Origin of the sequence: Paenibacillus rhizovicinus (genome assembly GCF_010365285.1) — a bacterium.
Classification (GTDB): Bacteria; Bacillota; Bacilli; order Paenibacillales; family Paenibacillaceae; genus Paenibacillus_Z; species Paenibacillus_Z rhizovicinus.
The window spans coordinates 69,637-89,294 of the sequence record NZ_CP048286.1 but is presented as its reverse complement, the minus strand read 5'-3'; the positions used below and the strand labels follow the sequence as shown (position 1 = coordinate 89,294).

Genomic DNA, 19,658 nt, shown 5'->3' with positions numbered 1-19,658 from the left:
GATTATGAAAAAGGCTGCCGACTTGAACTGCACTCCGTCAAGTAGACAGTCGAAATAATTAAAATCAATTAAGCGGCCTTCGTCCCGTATTCCATCGGACTGAGGCCGTTTAGTTTTGCCTGAAATCGCTCGTTGATGTAAGAATAGGGGTCTAGTAGGGGGTGAACAGATTAAGCTTTGAACATTACATAATAGATGATATGGTGGCAGAAATTGATGTAGCATACCGTACGATTTCAAGCAAGAAGATGAGATCGGTGGCTGGACTATCCATGGGTGGGTACGGGGCTGTTATGCTTGCTCTGCGCAATCCGAATGTGTTTGGGGCAGCAGCCAGTTTATCTGGGGCACTCAGTTCGTTTAATCACATAGAGAAAGAGGTGTTCGATAGTTTAAATTTCCCCCAAATCTTCGGTCCTCATCGAGGTTCTTATGCGAATTCATATGATTTGCATGTTCTTGCAGAGCTACGAAAGAAAGATGCTAAGACAGATTTTCCTGACATCTATATCAACTGTGGTAAAGATGACCGGTTGTATAACTTTAACGTTGAATTTCATGATTATTTAACTAAAATCAATTATGATCACGAATATGCGGAATTTCATGGCGGTCATACATGGGAATATTGGAGCGAGCATTTGAAAGATGTCTTGTTATTCTTCGAGAAAAGGTATAATAAATAATAAGAAAAAAGTCTGAGAACAGGCTGCCGATGCCGCTGAGTAGATTAGGAGGGATATATGATGTTAGAAGAAGTGGATATAGAGGGTTTGCTTGGTTCAGAAAGAGATCCTGAAAAGTCTTTAGTTATATTAATGTGCGGAATAGCGGGATCGGGGAAAACTACCTTCTCTCAAAAAATGGAGGAGTATGGGTATACTCGCCTTTCTATTGACGAGGAAGTATGGTCCGCTAACGGACGATATGGAATCGATTATCCCATTGAAAAGTATAGGGAATTCTTAAATGAAGGACATATTAGATTGCGCAATAAGATCGTCCAGCTCATTCAAGATAAAAACCGGGTGGTGGTTGACTCCAGTTTTTGGAACAAGTCGGAAAGAAATGAATATAAGCGGCTGATTGAGAACGCCGGAGGTACATGGAAACTCATTTACTTGAAAGTGCATCCTGATGAATTGCGAAAGCGCCTTAAGATTCGAAGCCAACGTTTTGATGCAAATGCTGCCTTTACGATTACAGAGGAGTTGTTAACGACTTTTCTCAATGGGTTTGAAGAACCAACGGATGAAGGAGAAATTGTTATAGATAACTAGTACAAAATCGCTGACGCCTCAGATTCGCGTTCGCTAGAGCATAAAGCAGGACAAGGGTCTGAACTAACTTAAAGAGAAAAGAAGGAATGGAAGATGAAGCTTATCGATTTAAGCGTTTCGATCAGCCCGCGGATTCGTGAGCCGCTGCCGGCGAAGATCGAGTACGCCAGTCATGAAGACGGAGCAAGGCAGGCCGCGGCCGCGCTAGGTCTGCATGCGGACGACTTCCCGGATAGCAAAGCATGGGCAACCGAGACCGTAACCTTGAATACCCATGCGGGCACGCATATTGATGCGCCATGGCATTACTGGCCAACCTCGGAAGGAAAGCCCGCACGAACGATCGACGAAATGCCGCTGGAGTGGTTTTTCGGGGACGGCGTTCTGCTGGACTTTAGCGCGAAGCCCCCAGGTTACGAGATTACGAAGCAGGACTTGATAGCGGCGCTCGAACGAATCGGGTACACCTTGAAGCCCTACGATATCGTCCTCATCCGCAGCGACGCGGATAAGCATCTGTTTCATGAGCATTATGCGTTTCTGCATGCGGGCGTGTCTGCCGAAGCTACCGAATGGCTGCTGGACCAGGGCATAAAAGTAGTGGGCACGGACGGCTGGGGCTGGGACATTCCGCTCAACCTTCAAGCTGAAGCGTACCGGAAGGAGCCGAGGGAAGGCGTGCTATGGGCTGCGCATTACGTCGGCAAAGACCGAGAATATTGCCAGATCGAGAAACTCGCGAATTTGGAGCAGATCCCGAAACCGTTCGGTTTTAAAGTATGCTGTTTCCCGATCAAGGTGGAACGAGGCAGTGCGGGTTGGTCAAGACCAGTGGCCATTATTGAAGAAAATTGATGATCGACAAAAACCAAAGGATAGGGTCTGGTGAGGGAGAAGAAGATAATCTTACCGGAGGATAAGTAACTAGAAGAGGAACGTTAGTTCGATATAGGTCCGCCAACCGGAAGTTCGAGTGGCACAATGAGAAAGAGATCGCCATACACCAATCAAGCAGGTGCAGGCGATCTTTTTTAGAATTAATTAAACCCGCCGTTCACGCGAATCGTCTGTCCGGTAATCCAACGAGCTTTGTCGCTTACAAGCAAATCTACGGCATTAGCTATATCGTCTGGTTCCCCAAGGCGTCCAAACGCATTCATCCGGCGGAACGAATCAACAAGCTCCTCGGATTTGCCGTTCAGGAACAACTCGGTCGAAACCTGTCCAGGTGCTATACAATTGATAATGATATTCTTTGGAGCGAATTCTTTGGCCAGTTGACGGGTTAACTGCTCAATTGCGCCTTTTGTTGCGGCATAAACACTATAGGTCGGGAGCATGGCACCGGATACGGATGTCGAGAAATTGATGATCGTTCCGCCGCCTGCCATATGTCTCATCGCTTGCTGACAAGCAAAGTAGGTCCCTTTGACATTAATATTGAACTGCCGGTCAAACATCTCTTCCGTCACATCCGTAATCGGCGTCGTTTCCATAACACCTGCATTATTTACTAAGATATCTACGCGTCCAAATTGTCCAAGCGACTCCGAGAACAAGGCTTCGACCTCGCTCAACTTGCTGATATCGCCGCGAATGGCCGCTGCTTCACCGCCAGCTTGCTCAATCAGCTTTACAACTTCATTTGCTTTATCTTGATTGGAGGAATAGTTAATGACAACTTTTGCGCCTGCTTGCCCCAAATGAATGGCGATTTGACGGCCAATTCCTCTCGAAGCTCCAGTAACGATTGCGACTTTTCCTTGTAAACCCATTTTAAATCTCTCCTCTTTAAGTTCATTCTGATGTTCTATTAGGTGATTCCAAGTGACTGTCTACAATATAAATTATATAAAGTAAAGGATTACAACCGGTAGAACATAACCGTTCGTTCCTTGCCTAATTCTCTTTCATCCAGCTACAATGACATAAACCACTCTTTAAGAAAGGAATTCACGAGCCATGGACGAAACTTTGCGTTTGGAGCAGGCGTTACAGCAAATGTCGGATTTGATACAATGCCACGCTCCAACGAGCGGCACGTTTCCTACTTCTGTTCCTAACTTGTCACTGATGCATGCTACGCAATTGCCAGAGCCGCTGGAATCCGTATATAAGCCTTCCATATGCCTGGTAGCGCAGGGGGCGAAGACAGCTACATTAGGAAATGAAACTTACAGGTACGACCCTATGACTTATGTGGTCATTGCCGCTGATCTGCCGATCATCAGCAAAATTGTAGAGGCAACACCTGACATTCCGTATTTAAGCATGAAGCTGAGCTTCGACCCCGATGTGATTCTGGATATTGTAAAAGAGAGCAGTCTCCCGGTTTCCTCTGAGGCTTCACGCGGCATAACGATGAATCGGATCTCTCCGGAATTACTCGAGGCCTCCATACGGCTCCTGCAATTGCTAAACAAGCCGAAGGACATTCCGATACTTGCTCCGCTCATTATCCGAGAGATTTTGTACCGCGTGCTTCAAGGCGAGCATGGCGCGCTTATCCATCCGTTTGCGATCATCGGCAGCCATTCACACCGCATTGCTCAAGCGATTCAGATGATTAACCAGCAATACGATCATCCGCTCGCAGTCGAGCAGTTGGCAAAGTCAGTAAACCTTAGCACATCGGCCTTTCACAAGCATTTCAAACGTGTCACGGCGATGAGCCCGCTTCAATATCAGAAAACGCTGCGCTTGCAGGAAGCTAGACGATTGATGCTTACCGAAACGGTTCAAGCCTCCGAAGCCGCCTTCCGCGTTGGATATGAAAGCCCCTCCCAGTTCAGCCGGGAGTATACCCGGATGTATGGACTGCCTCCGAAGCTGGATGTCCAAGAGCAGCGCGCAACAGCAGCAACAGGGCCATGACGATGAATCGCCACGGCCCTGTTTATTGTTTGATCTTATAACGATTTCGGAAGAATCATTTCAGTTATTTGATATTTGTTTCACGCTCCTCATTTAAGGTCGCGAAAATCGCGGATTTTTTTATTTATGGGATCAAGTTCTGTCCAGCGACACAAAATTGCCCACTATAAGAATAAATAAAAACCTTGAAATTCAGGCTTTATTTTTATATGTAGGTAAACTTGGACAATACGGTTGCAACGGAAGGTCTATATAACAAGAAGATGCCCATTAATTTCAATCGATCCTAAAATTTTATGGGGCAATTCGACATGGGTGGACAACCATTATCCAAAGTGGCGAAAGCCCGAACTACTGGCTACGGAAGTTATGCCGGTCGTTCGCAGAGAAATCCGCAAGAAACAACAATAGCTTTAATGGGTACTCTAAATGGACAGCAGGCGGCGAATGAGAGGTTATTGTACTGTAATTTAAGGGCAGTATGTAGCTGTCCTTTTTGTCTTATTTAGTGCTACAAAGTAGGCAGAAGTCTATGGTAAAATTTCCTAGAGGGTTTAAGTTATTAAACTGATGAAAGAAAAAAACTGGAGGTGGCGGTTAAGGTAGAAGAAGCTTGGTGATGTGTGGGATATGTTGGATACATAACTTTGACATTTAGTAAGGATATGAATCAAAGGAATTGGAAAGTAGATCGAATGTTCTATAGGAGGAATAAGGTGTGACCAAACCATTATTTGACCAAATGAAACATCCCGATTGGCCCCCACCGCAAACGGCTGAAAAGTATCGTTTTGTTGCCGAAAATACCCAGGATTTAGTTGGTATCGTGGATATGGAAGGTATAGTTCTATACGCCTCGCCGTCCCATGAATTGGTTTTGGGGTTTCCGTCCAGTGAATTTGAAGGGAATTCTGCTTTTTATTTCGTTCACCCTGACGATCTTGCGTACGTTAAGAGGCAATTCGATGACATGGTTACATTAGAATCAAAGTTTGATTTTGAGTGGAGGTGTAAAAAAGCAGATGGCAGCTGGGTATATATCGAGACCAGGGGCACTCCTATACTTGATGAAAATCGTAAAGTAGTGAAATGCGTGTACGGGTCTCGTGATATTTCGGAACGAAAGAAGGCAGAAGAACTCCTTCTACGAACTGAAAAGCTTTCGATAGTAAGTCAAATGGCGGCAGGAGTTGCACATGAGTTTAGAAATCCTCTAACATCGATCAAGGGATTCGCCCAGCTGTTACACCAAGGTAACGAAAAACCTGAATATATTGAATTGATTCTCTCTGAGGTTCAGAGATTGGAAGCTATATTATGGGGATTTCTAACACTCTCCAAACCTCAAGCTCCGAAATTGAAGGAAGTTGATGCGGAGGTAATTTTACAACAGGTGGTGTTGATATTCAGTACACAATCCATATTATACAATATTGATATTATTGAAGAGCACGACTCGGAAGTACCACGTATCTACTGCGATGAGAATCAAATCATGCAAGTGTTTATTAACATACTCCAGAATGCGGTTGACGCTATGCCGAACGGCGGAATCATCAAAACGCAGATTCTATCCCACAATTCAGAGTATATCAAATTTCGATTTATAGACCAGGGAATTGGCATTTCGCCGGAACGAATGAAATCCATAGGAGAACCCTATTATAGTTCCAAAGAAAAGGGGACTGGATTAGGCCTAATGCTCAGCAACAAGATTGTCCACGAACACGGAGGGAGTATTCATATCGAAAGCAAAGTCAACGAGGGAACCATTGTTGATGTGATTTTACCCATCTGCAGTCTTTGAACAAGATTCCAACTTCTTATTTCACCTTTGTCAGAGGCTCCAAATGTAGCCGCACTTTTACATTAATCTTCATAGTAGACCAATGCCGATCCCAAGTATCTCTGGATATTGGTTTGGAGAACGGCTTAGTAGTCATCCCCCCGATTTGAAGGGGGTCAATCTGCAATTTTTGCATTTGGGATAGCAAACGGATGACTTTCTCCTCCAAGTACCGTTCGATTTTTTGTGTGAGAGCGGCAAATTGGAAGGTATCCTCGATTCTTGCGAGCGAATTCAATTCATCAATTCTTCCCTTCACGTCGATATCGATGGTCAGGGATGATAAATCCGGGTTTAGTTTCTTACTGGTATGCGCGCGAATATGCCCTAGTGTAACCGCGAGGTCAGGAAGGACTAAATATCGTACGAATCTGTCCCTATACAACAATTGGTTGATTTGATCGTCCTTTCCACGTATCTCCGCAACCATACTGTCCCGGTCGAAAAAAGCTGTCCCTTCGTACAAGAACTGTTCGCCTTCCGCCCGAAATACGGGTAGCTGGGGATCGGAAACCTGGGAGTATAGCATTTTCATAAACTGATGCAAATTGACGACTGTAATTTCGCCTTGTTTTTTCTTCTCGTAATGTTTGAACATGCGATAAAGGTAATAATCGATATTATCTGTTTCACCTAAGTGCTTGGCGAGGAATTCGTTAAAGTTGCCTTTCGTAATGACTAAGTACAGCCGTTGCGAAATGTTTGGATCGGTAAGAACGGTATTGATGAGACGGGCTAGTCCCCGTTTCGCATAAGCTTCGTCGACGAACAGCAAGCGGATTTGACCGGCCTTCAGTTCGTTATAATAGGTCAAATTAAACCCCTTGTTGCCTTCATTCAATAGAGAGACCTTAAGGGAAAGGACTCGCTTCTTCTCCTTGATAAGAGGAGGGACGAGCGTGCTGATTGTGATCTTTCCGTCTTCTTCTCCTCCACCCTGTACAGCCCAGAATATGATCGGCGTGATTTCTTCAATCATATTGTTTTCCGGTAAGAGGTCGCAACCGCACACGAGTATTAACATAGAAGTCGATAGTAGTACAATCGTTGTTCGAAGGATATATTTCATGACGTAGTCCTAGTTTTGCGCTTGATCGCGATCCAGACGAGAAGAGGCACTAACAAGTAAGTGGCGGACCCTGTCCACATTTGCAGGTCGAGCCAAAAGTCCTGTTGGAGCCCGGGCTCCCAAAACCATTTACTGATCGTAAGGGTGACGGCCATCGCCGCACATCCGCTAACGATTAGCCCAATACGCGTAGTGCTTGTCCTCATCTTGACTAACAAACGAGATGCGCCATATATCATTAACACGAACAAGGCGATCGAGTAAAGGAAGCTGAACATATATGCAGAGATCAGGATTATATCGACCCTTTCGAATATAGGAGATTGCAGATATCGCCCAATCTCCACGTTCGGATATTTGATGGTTGGCAAGTATTTGGAGCCGAAGAAGAGCAAGGACGCAATGGATATAAAGAGATACTCGCCGATTGAGATGGCGTTAGCTATCGTCAAATATTTGAGCATTTTCCGTTGCGGATTCAGCCAATATGAAATAGCGATTAAAAATTCAGGTCCGGAGAACGACGAAAAAACGATCAGTAGGGACTTCCATGCAAACGGCTCAGGTCCAACCGGGATGAGAGGGTATAGATCGTGAATCGAATTAGATTGCAACAAAAAATACGGAATATACATAAAGAAGATCCAAATCGTTCCAATGAACACGACCGTTACGAACCGTACCATGTTTTCCATTCCAAATAGCGCCAAATAGCAGCTAAGGATAAAAGGAAACACGATGTGCCATTCTCGGTCCATAGAAGGAAAAACAAATTGGTGCATGATTTCGGCATAGCTGATAGAAATGAAAGAGATCTTGAGCAGAAGGAGCGGCAAGCTTGCCAAAGCTAATACTTTGATGCCTGTTTTTCCGAATAATCGTTCATAGCCCTGGTACCCTTGGGCAGAGCAGGGGGTTGCGAACCACTTGGACAGCATATATAGGCATAATTGGGAGGCTACGCCCATTGCTACAATCGCCAACAACATATACGGTTGAACAAGGGCTGAGGGCATGACAATCATGTAATAAAGCATTTGAAGCCTATTGGTGAGGAAGAGCGCGTAAAAACCGCTTTCTTGGTGTGAAGTTTTTCGAAATAGCGTTAGAGCTTGCATGGGTTCATTTACTCCTTCGGTTCATACGATACTTGTTCAAAGGGCGCAATGCTTCAGGACGATTGCGCATAGCGTGTAACGGCCCTCGGACGAAGAGATCGACCCAATCTCTCCAATAAAACGGAGAAACCGGCGCCAAGTAGGGCTGGTTCAAGGACGTAAGCCCGTTCAGATGGGCAAACATGGCGACGAGTCCAAGCAAGATACCGGGAACGCCCAAATAGGACGCGAGAATCAAGAATATGAATTGAAGCAGTAAACTGGATTTGGTGACCAGATAGTTTGGAACGAGAAAAGTGGAAATCGCTGAAATGCCTGCCAATACGATTAGCACTTTGCTTGCGAATCCGGCTTCAACCGCTGCTTGTCCTATAACGATTCCTCCAATTACCCCCAAGGTTTGGCTCGTTTTGGTCGGCATTCTTAGGCTGGCTTCCTTGATGATTTCCAGCGTAATAAGAATTATTAACGCTTCCCAGAAGGGGGATAGTGGCAGTTTGCTACGAGACTCGATGATTACATATAAAATTTGAAGGGGAAGCATTTGATAATGATGAGTCGTTAATGCTACGTAAAGGGGTATTATAGTAATGGAAAGAAGGAAACTGAGATAGCGTAACGGCCTCAAGAAGCTAGCTACCAACCAACGGTTTATATAATCCTCCGGCGACTGAAACAAATGAAACAGCGTAATCGGAGCGATTAGGGCGAAAGGCGTGTTATTGACTAAAATGACCAATTTTCCGATGCCTAGTGCATACGCGCAGGAATCCGGTCGATCGGTCTGGAGATATTGAGGAAAGATGCTGTGATAATGGTCTTCCATAAACGCTGCAACGTGCGAAGAGTCCAAGAACATATCGAAGTCGATGCTGGAAAGCTTTTTTTTCGCGACCGCTACAAATTCTGGATTGATTAGTCCATCGATGTACATAAGGACTACGGTTGTTTGGGTTAAGGAGCCTACGGAGTATCTCTCTGTTTTGAGCGCTGTTAAAGGAAGCCTTCTTCTAATCAGCAAGATATTTTGCTCCAGCTGCTCGCTGAAACTGTCTTTCGGACCGAACATTATTGTTTCCGTCTCCGAGGTTTCGATGGACCGGCCAAGAGAGTTGGGGAGCATAATAGCGTTCCATCGCCCGCTGGATGAGTCGTGAATAAGCACTGAACCCTTCAGGAGATACTGGAAGGCTTGCGCCAAATTGGATAAAGATGATATTTTGGCGGTGGTTAGGCTTTTTTCCACCGAACTTTGGAATGATCGAACGAGAGGATCAAGAATCGATTCGTTAAGACGCTCTTGATCGATCAAGGTTCCAAGATAAATAAATGTCAGACGAAGCCCGTCGGTAGTCTCTCGATCTATTATCTCCGCGTCCTCCATTAGGGTGAGGCGCTGCTTTAAAGCTTCTAAAGATATTTCTGTCATCGCTCCCTCGTTCCCTCCTGAATCAGCGCGCACTGAGATCTCCTTTATTATGCTTTTCTGTATCGCGATTTATACTAACGATTGGAAATTCTCGAAACGAAGACATTCACCCTTAATCATGGAAACGGCAGTCTGCTCTTTACTCCGAAAGGCGTATAAGTCCTTCAGCCGCATGCGTCAGCTGTCTCCGATCTCCTTTAGTACTTTTTTTCACTAATCAACTTGGAATCCTCGCAAGTCAAAATTCATGCAAAAAGAAGATATTGCAGAAGATTGTCGAACCATGGCATAATGTGGTAACAATTGAAATGGCAAACCCCGATCCATTCATCCACAATACCACAGGTACTTTGTCATCTCATCAACTACACGAGTAGGGGAATGTAAAATGGGGCTTCAACAATTAGAGAAAGATTTAAGAGGAGCACTGGAACGTCAAGAGTTCCAACTGCACTATCAGCCAAAATTGGATTTGGCTTCGGGGAAAATCACAGGCGTTGAAGCATTGATCCGATGGGAGCATCCATTACAAGGACTGCTTACTCCAACACACTTTATCCCCCTCGCAGAAGAGACTAATCTGATCTCCCTTATCGGGGAATGGGTGTTGCGAACCGCTTGTACTCAGAGCAAGGCATGGCAGGATGCAGGTGTTCCAACACTTATAATGGCAGTCAACCTCTCTGTAGCTCAGCTGTATCAACCAGATTTTGTGGAAAGTGTAGAAAACATTTTGCATGAGACAGGGCTTGTTCCATCGTATCTGGAGCTTGAAATTACGGAGTACATGACGATGGAAATTATCAAAATTGTTCCAATTTTAAGACGTTTAAAAAATATAGGTATAAAAATCAGTTTGGACGACTTCGGGATAGGGTATAGTTCCCTGTTTAATTTCAAAGAATTGCCGATTGACATTATAAAAATTGATCAATCTTTTGTGAATAACTGCCTGATGGACCTAAAGGATGCAACGATTGTCAAGGCAATTATTGCTCTAGGGCATGAATTAAATGTTGAGGTCGTTGCAGAAGGGATCGAATCGAAAGAGCAATTGATATTTCTCCAACAAAACCTCTGCGATTTAGGTCAAGGTTATTTTTTTAGCAAACCTTTGCCGCCATCGGAATTTCTGGTGGCATTCCATCAAATAGAGAAGATTATTAGCAGAGATGGAATACCCGCAGCATTATGCAGAGAAAAACGGTTACAAGAAGCTTTGTACAAAACAAAGCAAGAATTAGCAGATACATTGAGATACCAGCAAGGTATGACTTTTAAGTTGACACGGCTTGATGGAAAATATATACATACTTTGTGTGATGGTGAATTGTTATATCGCATGGGTCTAACACCTGAACAAGTCGTAGGAAAGGAGCCTCATGAATTCCTCCCACTCCATGATGCTGAAAGGAAGTCTCAGTATTACAATAGAGCTTGGAGTGGCGAGGAGAACGTCACTTACGAAGGTCAATACAACGGAATTTGGTATTTGGCTTCCTTACGCCCTATCCATAGAGGGGGACAAGTGGCAGAGGTAATCGGCTCGGCTGTCGATATAAGTGATCGTATCAAAAAAGAAAGGGAAGCGTCTCTCCTCACACAATACCTCGTGGAGCAAGAGTCAAAGTACCGATTGATTACGGAGAATTCACAAGACCTGATTGCCATCATGGATACAAATGGCGTATTACAGTACGCTTCTCCTTCCCACATTCGGGTGTTCGGGGGGGATGCTTCCCAATTTGAAGGAAACTACGCTTTTCCTATGGTACACCCCGATGATCTTGCACTCATCAGAGAACGTCGGGATGAAATGATATCCACCAAGGCTTCGGTACGTCTTGAGTGGCGATTCGTTAAAGTAGACGAGACCTGCATTTGGCTCGAAGGCATAGGGACTCCCATTCTTACGTCCGATGGTAAGATTGATAGCATCTTGGTAACTGGTCGGGAGATTACAGAACGCAAGATACAGGAACAGAAACTCCGTGAGAGCGAACAACGGTATCGTGATATCTCTGAACGTCTCGCTGAAAAAGAGGAAAAGTATCGTTTTATTGCCGAAAATACCCAGGATTTAGTCGGTGTCGTGGATATGGAAGGTATAGTTCTATACGCCTCGCCTTCCCATGAATTGGTCTTGGGGTTTCCGTCCAGTGAATTTGAAGGAAATTCTGCTTTTTATTTCGTTCATCCTGACGATCTTGCACACGTTAAGAGGCAATTCGATGACATGGTTACTTTAGAATCAACGTTCGATTTTGAGTGGAGGTGTAAAAAAGCAGATGGCAGCTGGGTATATATCGAGACCAGGGGCACTCCTATATTTGATGAAAATCGTAAAGTAGTGAAATGCGTGTACGGGTCTCGTGATATTTCGGAACGAAAAAAAGAACTCCTTCTATGGACTGAAAAGCTTTCGATAGTAGGTCTGGCCACAGGGGTTGCGGGTTGCACATGAGTTTAGAATCAGTTTAGAAAAACCTCGATCTGGTGGAATGACACTAATCCCGAAATCGATTAAGAATATGAATGGTCGTGACACAAACTTTATTACAGTAATTTAAGGGCAGCATACAGCTGTCCTTTTTGTCTTATGTAAAGCTATTGATTAGGCAGCATTTTATAGTAAATACTGTGACATATGGGTAAGACTAGTGTCCTCTGGTCCAATTCTACTCACTTTTTAAAGTTCTTTTCGATCGTTCCCGAAGCAGAGAATTAATTGATTTCACTTTGAATTACTCAAAAGAAGGCCTGTTGTGCCATGAAATAGCCGTCGTCGCCCGTTTACGCTGTATCAGTCTGAACCGATTCACTTTCGAATACGCCCCGAATGATGCCCAGCAGGGATGGATCATCTTCCACAGCGAGAACCCTCATTTGAACTCAGCCCCCTTTTTATGGATATCCGTTTAACTGGTACGACTGTTTTTTAAAATTATTTTAAGCTTGCAATTTTATAATAAGTCTTACACTCATCAATGTGAAGTTAGTGAACCTTGTCCAAGAACGGAGGCCTTATAATGGCGAAAATGAACAAAAAGTGGGTGGTGCTATGTTCAACAGCGATTGCTGCTGTATATGCCGCTGGATATTGGACGACGGAGATCGATAACCCTAACATGCTGGCGAACACGGCATTTAGCAGTCCACACGTTTCAGGCAGTACTTCGGAAACAAGCCGTACTTCGGAATCCGCAACAGCGCAAGTGTCAGATTCCAACAGCCAGGTATCCTCCAAGTATAACGACGGAACCTATACGGGAATGGGAAGCAATCGTCGCGGCATGATTCAGGTGACGGTCGCGATCAAGAGTGACCGCATCACGGATGTCGAGATCAGTGATTTCGCCATGCACTATTCGATCGACGATGTTGTGGGGATGCCGGACGAGGTATTGAACATTCAAAACGCAAACGTAGAAAACGTTTCCGGCGCGACCTATAGTACTCGTGCATTCTCGGATGCCGTGCAGGATGCTCTGAATCAGGCGCTTCGAGCATGAGGCAGCACCGATGAAGAAAGCCAAATTATTCATGGACACGATTGTAAAAATCGAAGCTCGACGTGGCAATACGATGTCCGAAGAAGAACTCGATACTTGCACCAGCAAGGCATTCGATGCTTTTCGGCTAGTCGAACAGGCGTGCAGCCGATTCAGTCCAGAGAGTGAGTTGATGCAAGCATGCCGCAGGATCGGCGAAGTGACGACAGTGAGCCCTTTTTTGTTCGAGCCGCTCAGATTCGCACTAGAAATGGCCGAATGGACGGACGGTTTATTCGATCCCACCATTGGTCGGCTATTGGAGGCGAAAGGGTTTAACCGCCATTATTTGACAGGGGAAAGGACGAACAGCATTGTCGACAGCTCTGCCACTTATCGGGACATCGAGTTAAACGAAACGAATCGCACCTTGTGCTTGTACAAGCCGCTTATTCTGGATTTAGGCGCCACTGCCAAAGGGTTCGCCATCGACTTGGCAGCCAGAGAGCTCAGCGGCTGTGCTGGATTCGTGGTAAACGCAGGAGGCGATTTGTATGCAGGTGGTACGAACGAACAAGATGACAAGTGGACAATCGGCATCCGTAATCCGGCGATGGCAAACGGCATCCTGGAGTTGCTCTCCATTACCGATGCTGCAGTATGTACCTCAGGAAGCTATGAGAGAAGAAGCGAAGTAGAAGCAGGTGATCATCATATCGTTCGCCCCGATACAGAACAGTCGCCGAACGAATGGATTAGCTGCAGCGTAATTGCTCCTTACGCTATGATGGCGGATGCATTTTCTACTGCAGCGTTTGCGATCGGTGGAGAAGAAGGGGTCGCCCTGATTGCGGATGCAGGCTTGCAAGGCTTGATCCTGACGTCGGACTTACGCATCAAGAGGATCGGAGGAATTTAGAATGAAAACGACCCAATGGATCAAATCGCCTAAAGCTTATGTACTTATCGCCATCGTGGTCAATCTCTCGATCGCTTCTTGGGCGACGCACAGCCTAATCGGCATTGAAAATGGAGGAATTGCAGCTGGAACAGCAGTAGTCGTCGACGTCATATTCGCACGCGTCAAGAAGCGGAAACGCATTATGCCGGACGGGGCTGCAATTACAGGGCTAATTGTCGCTATGATATTAAGCTTGAATACCGCTTGGCCTATCATTGCAAGCACGGCAGGCCTTTCGATTATTTCGAAACATCTTCTTGTATATAAGAAAAGAGCTATATTTAATCCAGCAGCATTCGGACTGTTCTTGTCTATCCCATTCTTTCATACCGAACAGAGCTGGTGGGGCGCCTTCGGGGACCTTCCCGGCTGGTATATCCCGCTGCTGCTGATCGGAGGATATATAGTAACGAGTCGCGTGAATAAGTATCCTCAAGTATTCGTATTCTTCATGACCACATTTGCGATGCTGCTGGCAATGGCTTATTTTCATAAAGGAGATGCATTCGATGCACTCCGACCGCCATTCATCAATGCGACTTTATTCTTCGGTTGCTTCATGCTGACTGATCCTCCTACGTCACCCGCCAAGCTCAGGGATCAAGTCGTGTTCGGAGTAATAGCTGCTATTACGGGATCAGTCATATATGGGCTTTATGGCGGCTTAATGTATCTCTTTATCGGGCTTTTAGCCGGAAATGTCTTTCATTTGCTGATGCAGCGTTTAACCGCGAACCGGCCTAAGTCGTCCTCGAAACCAACATCAAAACAGAATTCGAAACCTATATCCACTTAACAGAGGTGACTGCCATGAGTAAAAGTAAAAAAGTATGGATTCCTGCGGCCATCGCCCTCGTCGCAGCAGTAATTCTTGTCGTCTGCTATTACGTTTATGCTCCTTCTAGGGGAGGGTTACACTCACGATTTCCACAAGGCGGTAAAGGTGGAATGCCTCCAGGTGGGGGACAGCAGCCGGTAAGAGGAGAAGGAGGTGCATTAGAAGGTTATTTTTCGACTTTCGGCACGATCGCTTTATTCGTCGGAGCAGCGAGCTTCTCCTGGTTTTGGTTTAAGAAAAAACGGAAGTCGCCGTCGATGCTTGTAAGGCAGGCTGGGAAGCTCTTTTATTCGCTCCATAAGCTGCTTGGCTGGGGAACGTTTATTCTGGTTGCGGCCCATGGGATCTATTTCATCTTTACCAAAATCAATGATGAGCATATCCTTTCGGGTCTTGCGGGATTTGCAATCTTACTCGGTTTGGCTGGTTACGGTTATTTCATCAATAAGATCCGGAACAAATGGATGCGAACTGTGCACCGAATACTCGGCGTACTTTGGGTTCCGGTGCTCTGGCTGCATGCCGGAGGCTCAGCTTTCCTTGCCACAGCGGCAACCCTCGCAGTGGGCGGTCTCGTTTATCTGCTGGACAGATCGGCGAATCGTGTAAATCAGACCGTGCAGGAACGATAAAAACCGAAGATTATGCAGCATAATATTGATGTAAACTTATTTAGACTTGGAAACCGGCGCGCTAAAGTAAGGAGAGAATCGATTTGAACCATTTGGAAAATGCTACGCATCGTGAACATCATTTCACCGCATCGGATGCCATTCGAGACATCGTGATTGGAATGTCAGATGGGCTAACGGTTCCGTTCGCTCTTGCCGCCGGACTCTCCGGTTCTGTTTCTGGTACTAATATCGTCGTGATCGCCGGTCTTGCCGAGATCGCGGCAGGTTCGATTGCCATGGGACTTGGAGGGTATTTGGCTGCGAGAACGGACCGAGAGCATTACATGAACGAATTGGAGAGAGAAAAGCGAGAAATCATTGAAGTGCCGGAACGTGAAAGGGAAGAGGTGGCCGAGGTTCTACGGGGCTGGGGGCTGCAGGAGCAAAATGTTGAACAAGCGGTAAGAGAGATAAGCGCTGATCCGAATCTTTGGGTTACCTTCATGATGAAACACGAGCTTGGACTTGAGAAGCCCGAGCCAAAGAGAGCTAGGAACAGTTCCTTGACGATCGGTGTATCTTACATCGTGGGTGGAATTATTCCGTTAATTCCATATATGCTCATCCATCGTGCTTTTTCAGCTTTATTAGTCTCCGTTGTCGCAACCTTAATGGCTTTGTTTATTTTTGGTTATGTCAAAGGAAAATTTACGGGTTCAAAACCACTCAAAAGCGCCATTCAAACTTCACTAGTCGGAGGAGTAGCAGCGGGAATCGCCTTTTTGGTTGCCAAGATTATTTCGTGAATAAAATTCAATATTAAATGCCGGCATGAATGAAATCATTCATTCGGCATTTTTTTTGTTCTTAATCGATAAAAGACAACGGGGATAATTGGGAGGGTTGCAGCCAAAAATAAAAGCATGACTAATTTCCATAATGGCGGAAGGTTAGTCCCCGCAAACCGGCTATATAGATTTCTATGCGGATGGACTAAATAAACCGCTGGAACTATAGTAACCAAGGGTGGAACGAAGCAACGTAACGATGGGAGCGATTCATTAATGTTCCATTACACGGTGGAAACGAGCAAAACACCTGAGCAAGTAATTGAAGTGCTCAAGGAAAACCTGAAGGCTGAGAAGTTCGGCGTGCTCTGGGAGTTGGATTTGAAGGAGAAGCTTCAGGAGAAGGGCGTCGATTTTGACATGCCTTATCATATTCTGGAAGTATGTAATCCGGAGGAAGCCAAACGAGTTTTGTCTGAGAACGCACTCGTTGGATATTTTCTCCCATGTAAGCTAGTCGTATATATTGAGCATGGTGTGACTAAAATTGGTATGCCGAAGCCATCAGCGTTAATTGAACTTGTTGAAAATGAAATCTTGGTGCGTATGGCATCCGATATTGAGAAGCGATTAACAACTTGCATAGATAAAAGTAAATGAACTGACTATTAAAACGAAACAAACCCACATGGTCTTCTGTACCATATGGGTTTGTTTCGTTATTAGATCAGGAATGTAATCATCACACCTGTGTATTGGACCAAGAATTCGACCGATAATGTGCCGGAGCTTGTAATGAGGTAAATGCTTGCGAGTCATTATATACATTACCTAAAAAGGATAAATTAGAATAGCGCTGAGGAATAATACACTTAATCTTGAAACGGAGGGGCTATCTATGAATGATAAGGAAAATATGAAGCAACAGCAGTTGGCTGACTATCGTGTTACAGATAAAGGCGAGGCACTAACGACGAATCAGGGATTGCGGGTCGAGGATGACGAACACTCCCTTAAAGTTGGTCCGCGCGGGCCGACTCTAATGGAGGATTTTCACTTTCGGGAGAAAATGACGCATTTCGATCATGAGCGTATCCCTGAACGTGTCGTTCATGCGAGAGGCTTCGGCGCCCATGGCGAATTTGAGCTGTACGAATCGCTCGCTGAGTATACAAAGGCGAAGTTTTTAACCGATACGTCGAAACGGACTCCTTTGTTTGTTCGATTTTCCACAGTGGCGGGTTCAAGGGGATCAAGCGATACGGTACGAGACGTACGCGGTTTTGCAGTTAAGTTCTATACTGAAGAAGGTAACTACGATCTCGTCGGCAACAATATGCCAGTTTTCTTTATACAGGATGCGGTTAAGTTTCCCGACTTCATACATGCTGTTAAACCAGAGCCGCCAAACGAGATTCCGCAAGCTTCATCGGCACATGATACATTTTGGGATTTCGTAGCTACGAACACTGAATCTGCTCATATGATCATGTGGGTGATGTCAGGACGAGCCCTTCCTCGAAGCTTTCGCATGATGGAGGGTTTCGGTGTCCATACGTTCAGATTCATTAATGAGCAAGGCAAGTCACATTTCGTTAAGTTCCATTGGAAGCCGAAGCTGGGCGTACACTCGCTGGTATGGGATGAGACTCAGAAGGTAGCCGGCAAAGACCCAGACTTTAATCGCCGCGATCTGTGGCATGCGATCGAGCAGGGGAACTATCCTGAATTCGAGCTCGGCGTTCAAATCTTGAAAGAAGATGATGAATTCAACTTCGACTTCGATATATTGGATGCGACGAAACTATGGCCGGAAGAGATTGTCCCGGTACGAATCGTTGGGAAAATGACTCTGAACCGGAATACCGATAATTTCTTCGCTGAGACGGAACAGGTCGCATTTCATGTAGGCCATCTTGTGCCGGGCATCGATTTCACGAATGATCCATTGCTACAAGGGAGGCTATTCTCTTACACCGATACACAGCTGCTTCGCCTCGGAGGGCCGAATTTTCCGGAAATTCCGATTAATCGTCCGATCGCGCCTGTACATAACAATCAACGAGACGGCATGCATAGGATGACAATCAACCAGGGGCAGACGAGCTATCATAAGAACAGCCTGGCAAACAATGATCCGGCGCAAGTGCCTCCGAGTGAAGGCGGTTATCGCCATTACGAGGAAAAAGTGGAAGGGCGGAAGATCAAAGCGAGAAGCACCAGCTTTGAAGATCATTTCAGCCAAGCTTCGATGTTCTGGCACAGCATGTCTTCGATAGAGCAAAGTCAGATCGTGGACGCATTTCGGTTTGAGCTCGCTAAAGTGACGATTAAAGAAATTAGGCAGCGCGTGGTGGATGTATTCAGCCAGGTGGCAGAGGATCTTGCGGAGCGGATAGCCGAAGGCATCGGAGTAACTCCAACCAAGGGCGTCGCTGCTACGCCGACAGCCATATCTCCTGCGCTCAGCATGATGACTAAAGCGAAGACAGCTGCTACACGTAAGGTGGCGGTGATGCTCGGAGCGGGTTATCACACAGCAGAGATACAAGCATTGCTAAAAGAGTTGGCAGCATCGAAAGTAACTGCGGAGATTGTGAGTACAACACTAGCTCCAGTAAAAGGAGCTGACGGTACGATTATTGAGCCTCAGCAATCACTGCTATCAGCTGCATCCGTGTTGTATGATGCTGTCTATGTCACCGGCGGAGCGAAAGGTATGGACGAGCTGCTTAGCGACGTTACATCAACTGGATTCGTTCGTGAAGCGTTCCAACATTATAAGACAATTGCGGCTGTAGGCGAAGGTGTGCGTCTCCTTACTGCTGCAGGCGCTATAAATCTTGCGGGGGAGAAAGAGGCGTCGTCGAATGGCATTCTGATTGCCGAAGAAAAAAACGCAGATACTTCATTCTTCACGTCATTCATTAGAGCGATCGCACAGCACCGACATTGGGATCGGAAATTGCAGTCTCATTTGGGAAAGTAATCTTATCTAAGCAGCCCGCACATTGATGTATAGTGTGGGCTAAATTACGTTACCGGATTATTTTGTGGGAACAATCGCGAAAAATGTGTCGGGTGACAAGAACATTACCTCATTAAGTGTCCGCGTATATCGCGGCTTTTTTATTTATGGGATCAAGTTCTTGTCAAAATCAAATGACAAGAACTTGATCCCATTATCGAAATTGACAAGAACTTGATCTCATTCCCGCGAACAGCTTGGAATTCGCATTTTTAAAGCATCGAGCTAGAAATAACGGCTGTGCTACGTTGAACTCCTAACGGGACACGCTAGTTCAACGTACCAAGAAGCAGCACGCGATCCGCAGCTGCTTCTTTTCATT

General features: G+C 45.6%; 17 protein-coding genes. 13 read left to right on the top strand and 4 right to left on the bottom strand.

The window, feature by feature from the left end:
- The first annotated feature begins 161 nt into the window (after positions 1-161).
- From GZH47_RS00420 to GZH47_RS00410, 3 genes are all read left to right on the top strand, one after another.
- Complete coding sequence (locus tag GZH47_RS00420) at positions 162-686, top strand: alpha/beta hydrolase (RefSeq protein ID WP_162638013.1); 525 nt, start codon at positions 162-164, stop codon at positions 684-686.
- Between the two features lie 57 nt (positions 687-743).
- Positions 744-1,280, top strand: a complete 537-nt coding sequence (locus tag GZH47_RS00415; protein WP_225446306.1) for a P-loop nucleotide/nucleoside kinase family protein — start codon at positions 744-746, stop codon at positions 1,278-1,280.
- Positions 1,281-1,373: 93 nt separating this feature from the next.
- Positions 1,374-2,135, top strand: a complete 762-nt coding sequence (locus GZH47_RS00410; RefSeq protein ID WP_162638012.1) for a cyclase family protein — start codon at positions 1,374-1,376, stop codon at positions 2,133-2,135.
- 182 nt (positions 2,136-2,317) lie between these two features.
- On the opposite strand, the gene GZH47_RS00405 is transcribed toward GZH47_RS00410, so the two are convergent.
- Positions 2,318-3,055, bottom strand: coding sequence for an SDR family oxidoreductase (locus GZH47_RS00405; RefSeq protein ID WP_162638011.1), 738 nt, complete (start codon positions 3,053-3,055; stop codon positions 2,318-2,320).
- 187 nt (positions 3,056-3,242) lie between these two features.
- On the opposite strand from GZH47_RS00405, the gene GZH47_RS00400 reads away from it, so the two are divergent.
- Both GZH47_RS00400 and GZH47_RS00395 read left to right on the top strand, forming a co-directional pair.
- Positions 3,243-4,154, top strand: coding sequence for an AraC family transcriptional regulator (locus GZH47_RS00400; RefSeq protein ID WP_162638010.1), 912 nt, complete (start codon positions 3,243-3,245; stop codon positions 4,152-4,154).
- Positions 4,155-4,872: 718 nt separating this feature from the next.
- Positions 4,873-5,961, top strand: coding sequence for an ATP-binding protein (locus GZH47_RS00395; protein ID WP_162638009.1), 1,089 nt, complete (start codon positions 4,873-4,875; stop codon positions 5,959-5,961).
- A gap of 16 nt (positions 5,962-5,977) precedes the next feature.
- Here GZH47_RS00395 and GZH47_RS00390 read toward each other — a convergent pair whose 3' ends face one another.
- From GZH47_RS00390 to GZH47_RS00380, 3 genes are all read right to left on the bottom strand, one after another.
- On the bottom strand, positions 5,978-6,979 hold the full coding sequence (locus tag GZH47_RS00390) for a Ger(x)C family spore germination protein (RefSeq protein WP_162638008.1): 1,002 nt from the start codon (positions 6,977-6,979) through the stop codon (positions 5,978-5,980).
- An 86-nt stretch (positions 6,980-7,065) separates the two neighbouring features.
- Positions 7,066-8,187, bottom strand: a complete 1,122-nt coding sequence (locus GZH47_RS00385; RefSeq protein WP_162638007.1) for a GerAB/ArcD/ProY family transporter — start codon at positions 8,185-8,187, stop codon at positions 7,066-7,068.
- 4 nt (positions 8,188-8,191) lie between these two features.
- Positions 8,192-9,616, bottom strand: coding sequence for a spore germination protein (locus GZH47_RS00380; RefSeq protein WP_162638006.1), 1,425 nt, complete (start codon positions 9,614-9,616; stop codon positions 8,192-8,194).
- Between the two features lie 388 nt (positions 9,617-10,004).
- On the opposite strand from GZH47_RS00380, the gene GZH47_RS00375 reads away from it, so the two are divergent.
- From GZH47_RS00375 to GZH47_RS00340, 8 genes are all read left to right on the top strand, one after another.
- A complete protein-coding gene (locus GZH47_RS00375; RefSeq protein WP_162638005.1) occupies positions 10,005-12,080 on the top strand; it encodes an EAL domain-containing protein in 2,076 nt (691 codons plus the stop codon).
- A gap of 565 nt (positions 12,081-12,645) precedes the next feature.
- Entirely contained in the window at positions 12,646-13,128 is a 483-nt protein-coding gene (locus tag GZH47_RS00370) for an FMN-binding protein (protein ID WP_162638004.1), read from the top strand.
- 10 nt (positions 13,129-13,138) lie between these two features.
- Positions 13,139-14,026 (top strand): FAD:protein FMN transferase, encoded by an 888-nt coding sequence (locus tag GZH47_RS00365; RefSeq protein ID WP_162638003.1) that lies wholly within the window; start codon positions 13,139-13,141, stop codon positions 14,024-14,026.
- A gap of 1 nt (position 14,027) precedes the next feature.
- Positions 14,028-14,864: an RnfABCDGE type electron transport complex subunit D gene (locus tag GZH47_RS00360; protein ID WP_162638002.1), complete on the top strand. Its 837-nt coding sequence runs from the start codon at positions 14,028-14,030 to the stop codon at positions 14,862-14,864.
- Positions 14,865-14,878: 14 nt separating this feature from the next.
- Positions 14,879-15,538 (top strand): hypothetical protein, encoded by a 660-nt coding sequence (locus GZH47_RS00355; RefSeq protein ID WP_162638001.1) that lies wholly within the window; start codon positions 14,879-14,881, stop codon positions 15,536-15,538.
- An 83-nt stretch (positions 15,539-15,621) separates the two neighbouring features.
- Positions 15,622-16,326, top strand: coding sequence for a VIT1/CCC1 transporter family protein (locus GZH47_RS00350; RefSeq protein ID WP_225446305.1), 705 nt, complete (start codon positions 15,622-15,624; stop codon positions 16,324-16,326).
- Between the two features lie 258 nt (positions 16,327-16,584).
- Positions 16,585-16,968, top strand: a complete 384-nt coding sequence (locus GZH47_RS00345; protein WP_162638000.1) for a DUF302 domain-containing protein — start codon at positions 16,585-16,587, stop codon at positions 16,966-16,968.
- Between the two features lie 238 nt (positions 16,969-17,206).
- Positions 17,207-19,297, top strand: a complete 2,091-nt coding sequence (locus tag GZH47_RS00340; protein WP_162637999.1) for a catalase — start codon at positions 17,207-17,209, stop codon at positions 19,295-19,297.
- Positions 19,298-19,658 lie beyond the last annotated feature (361 nt).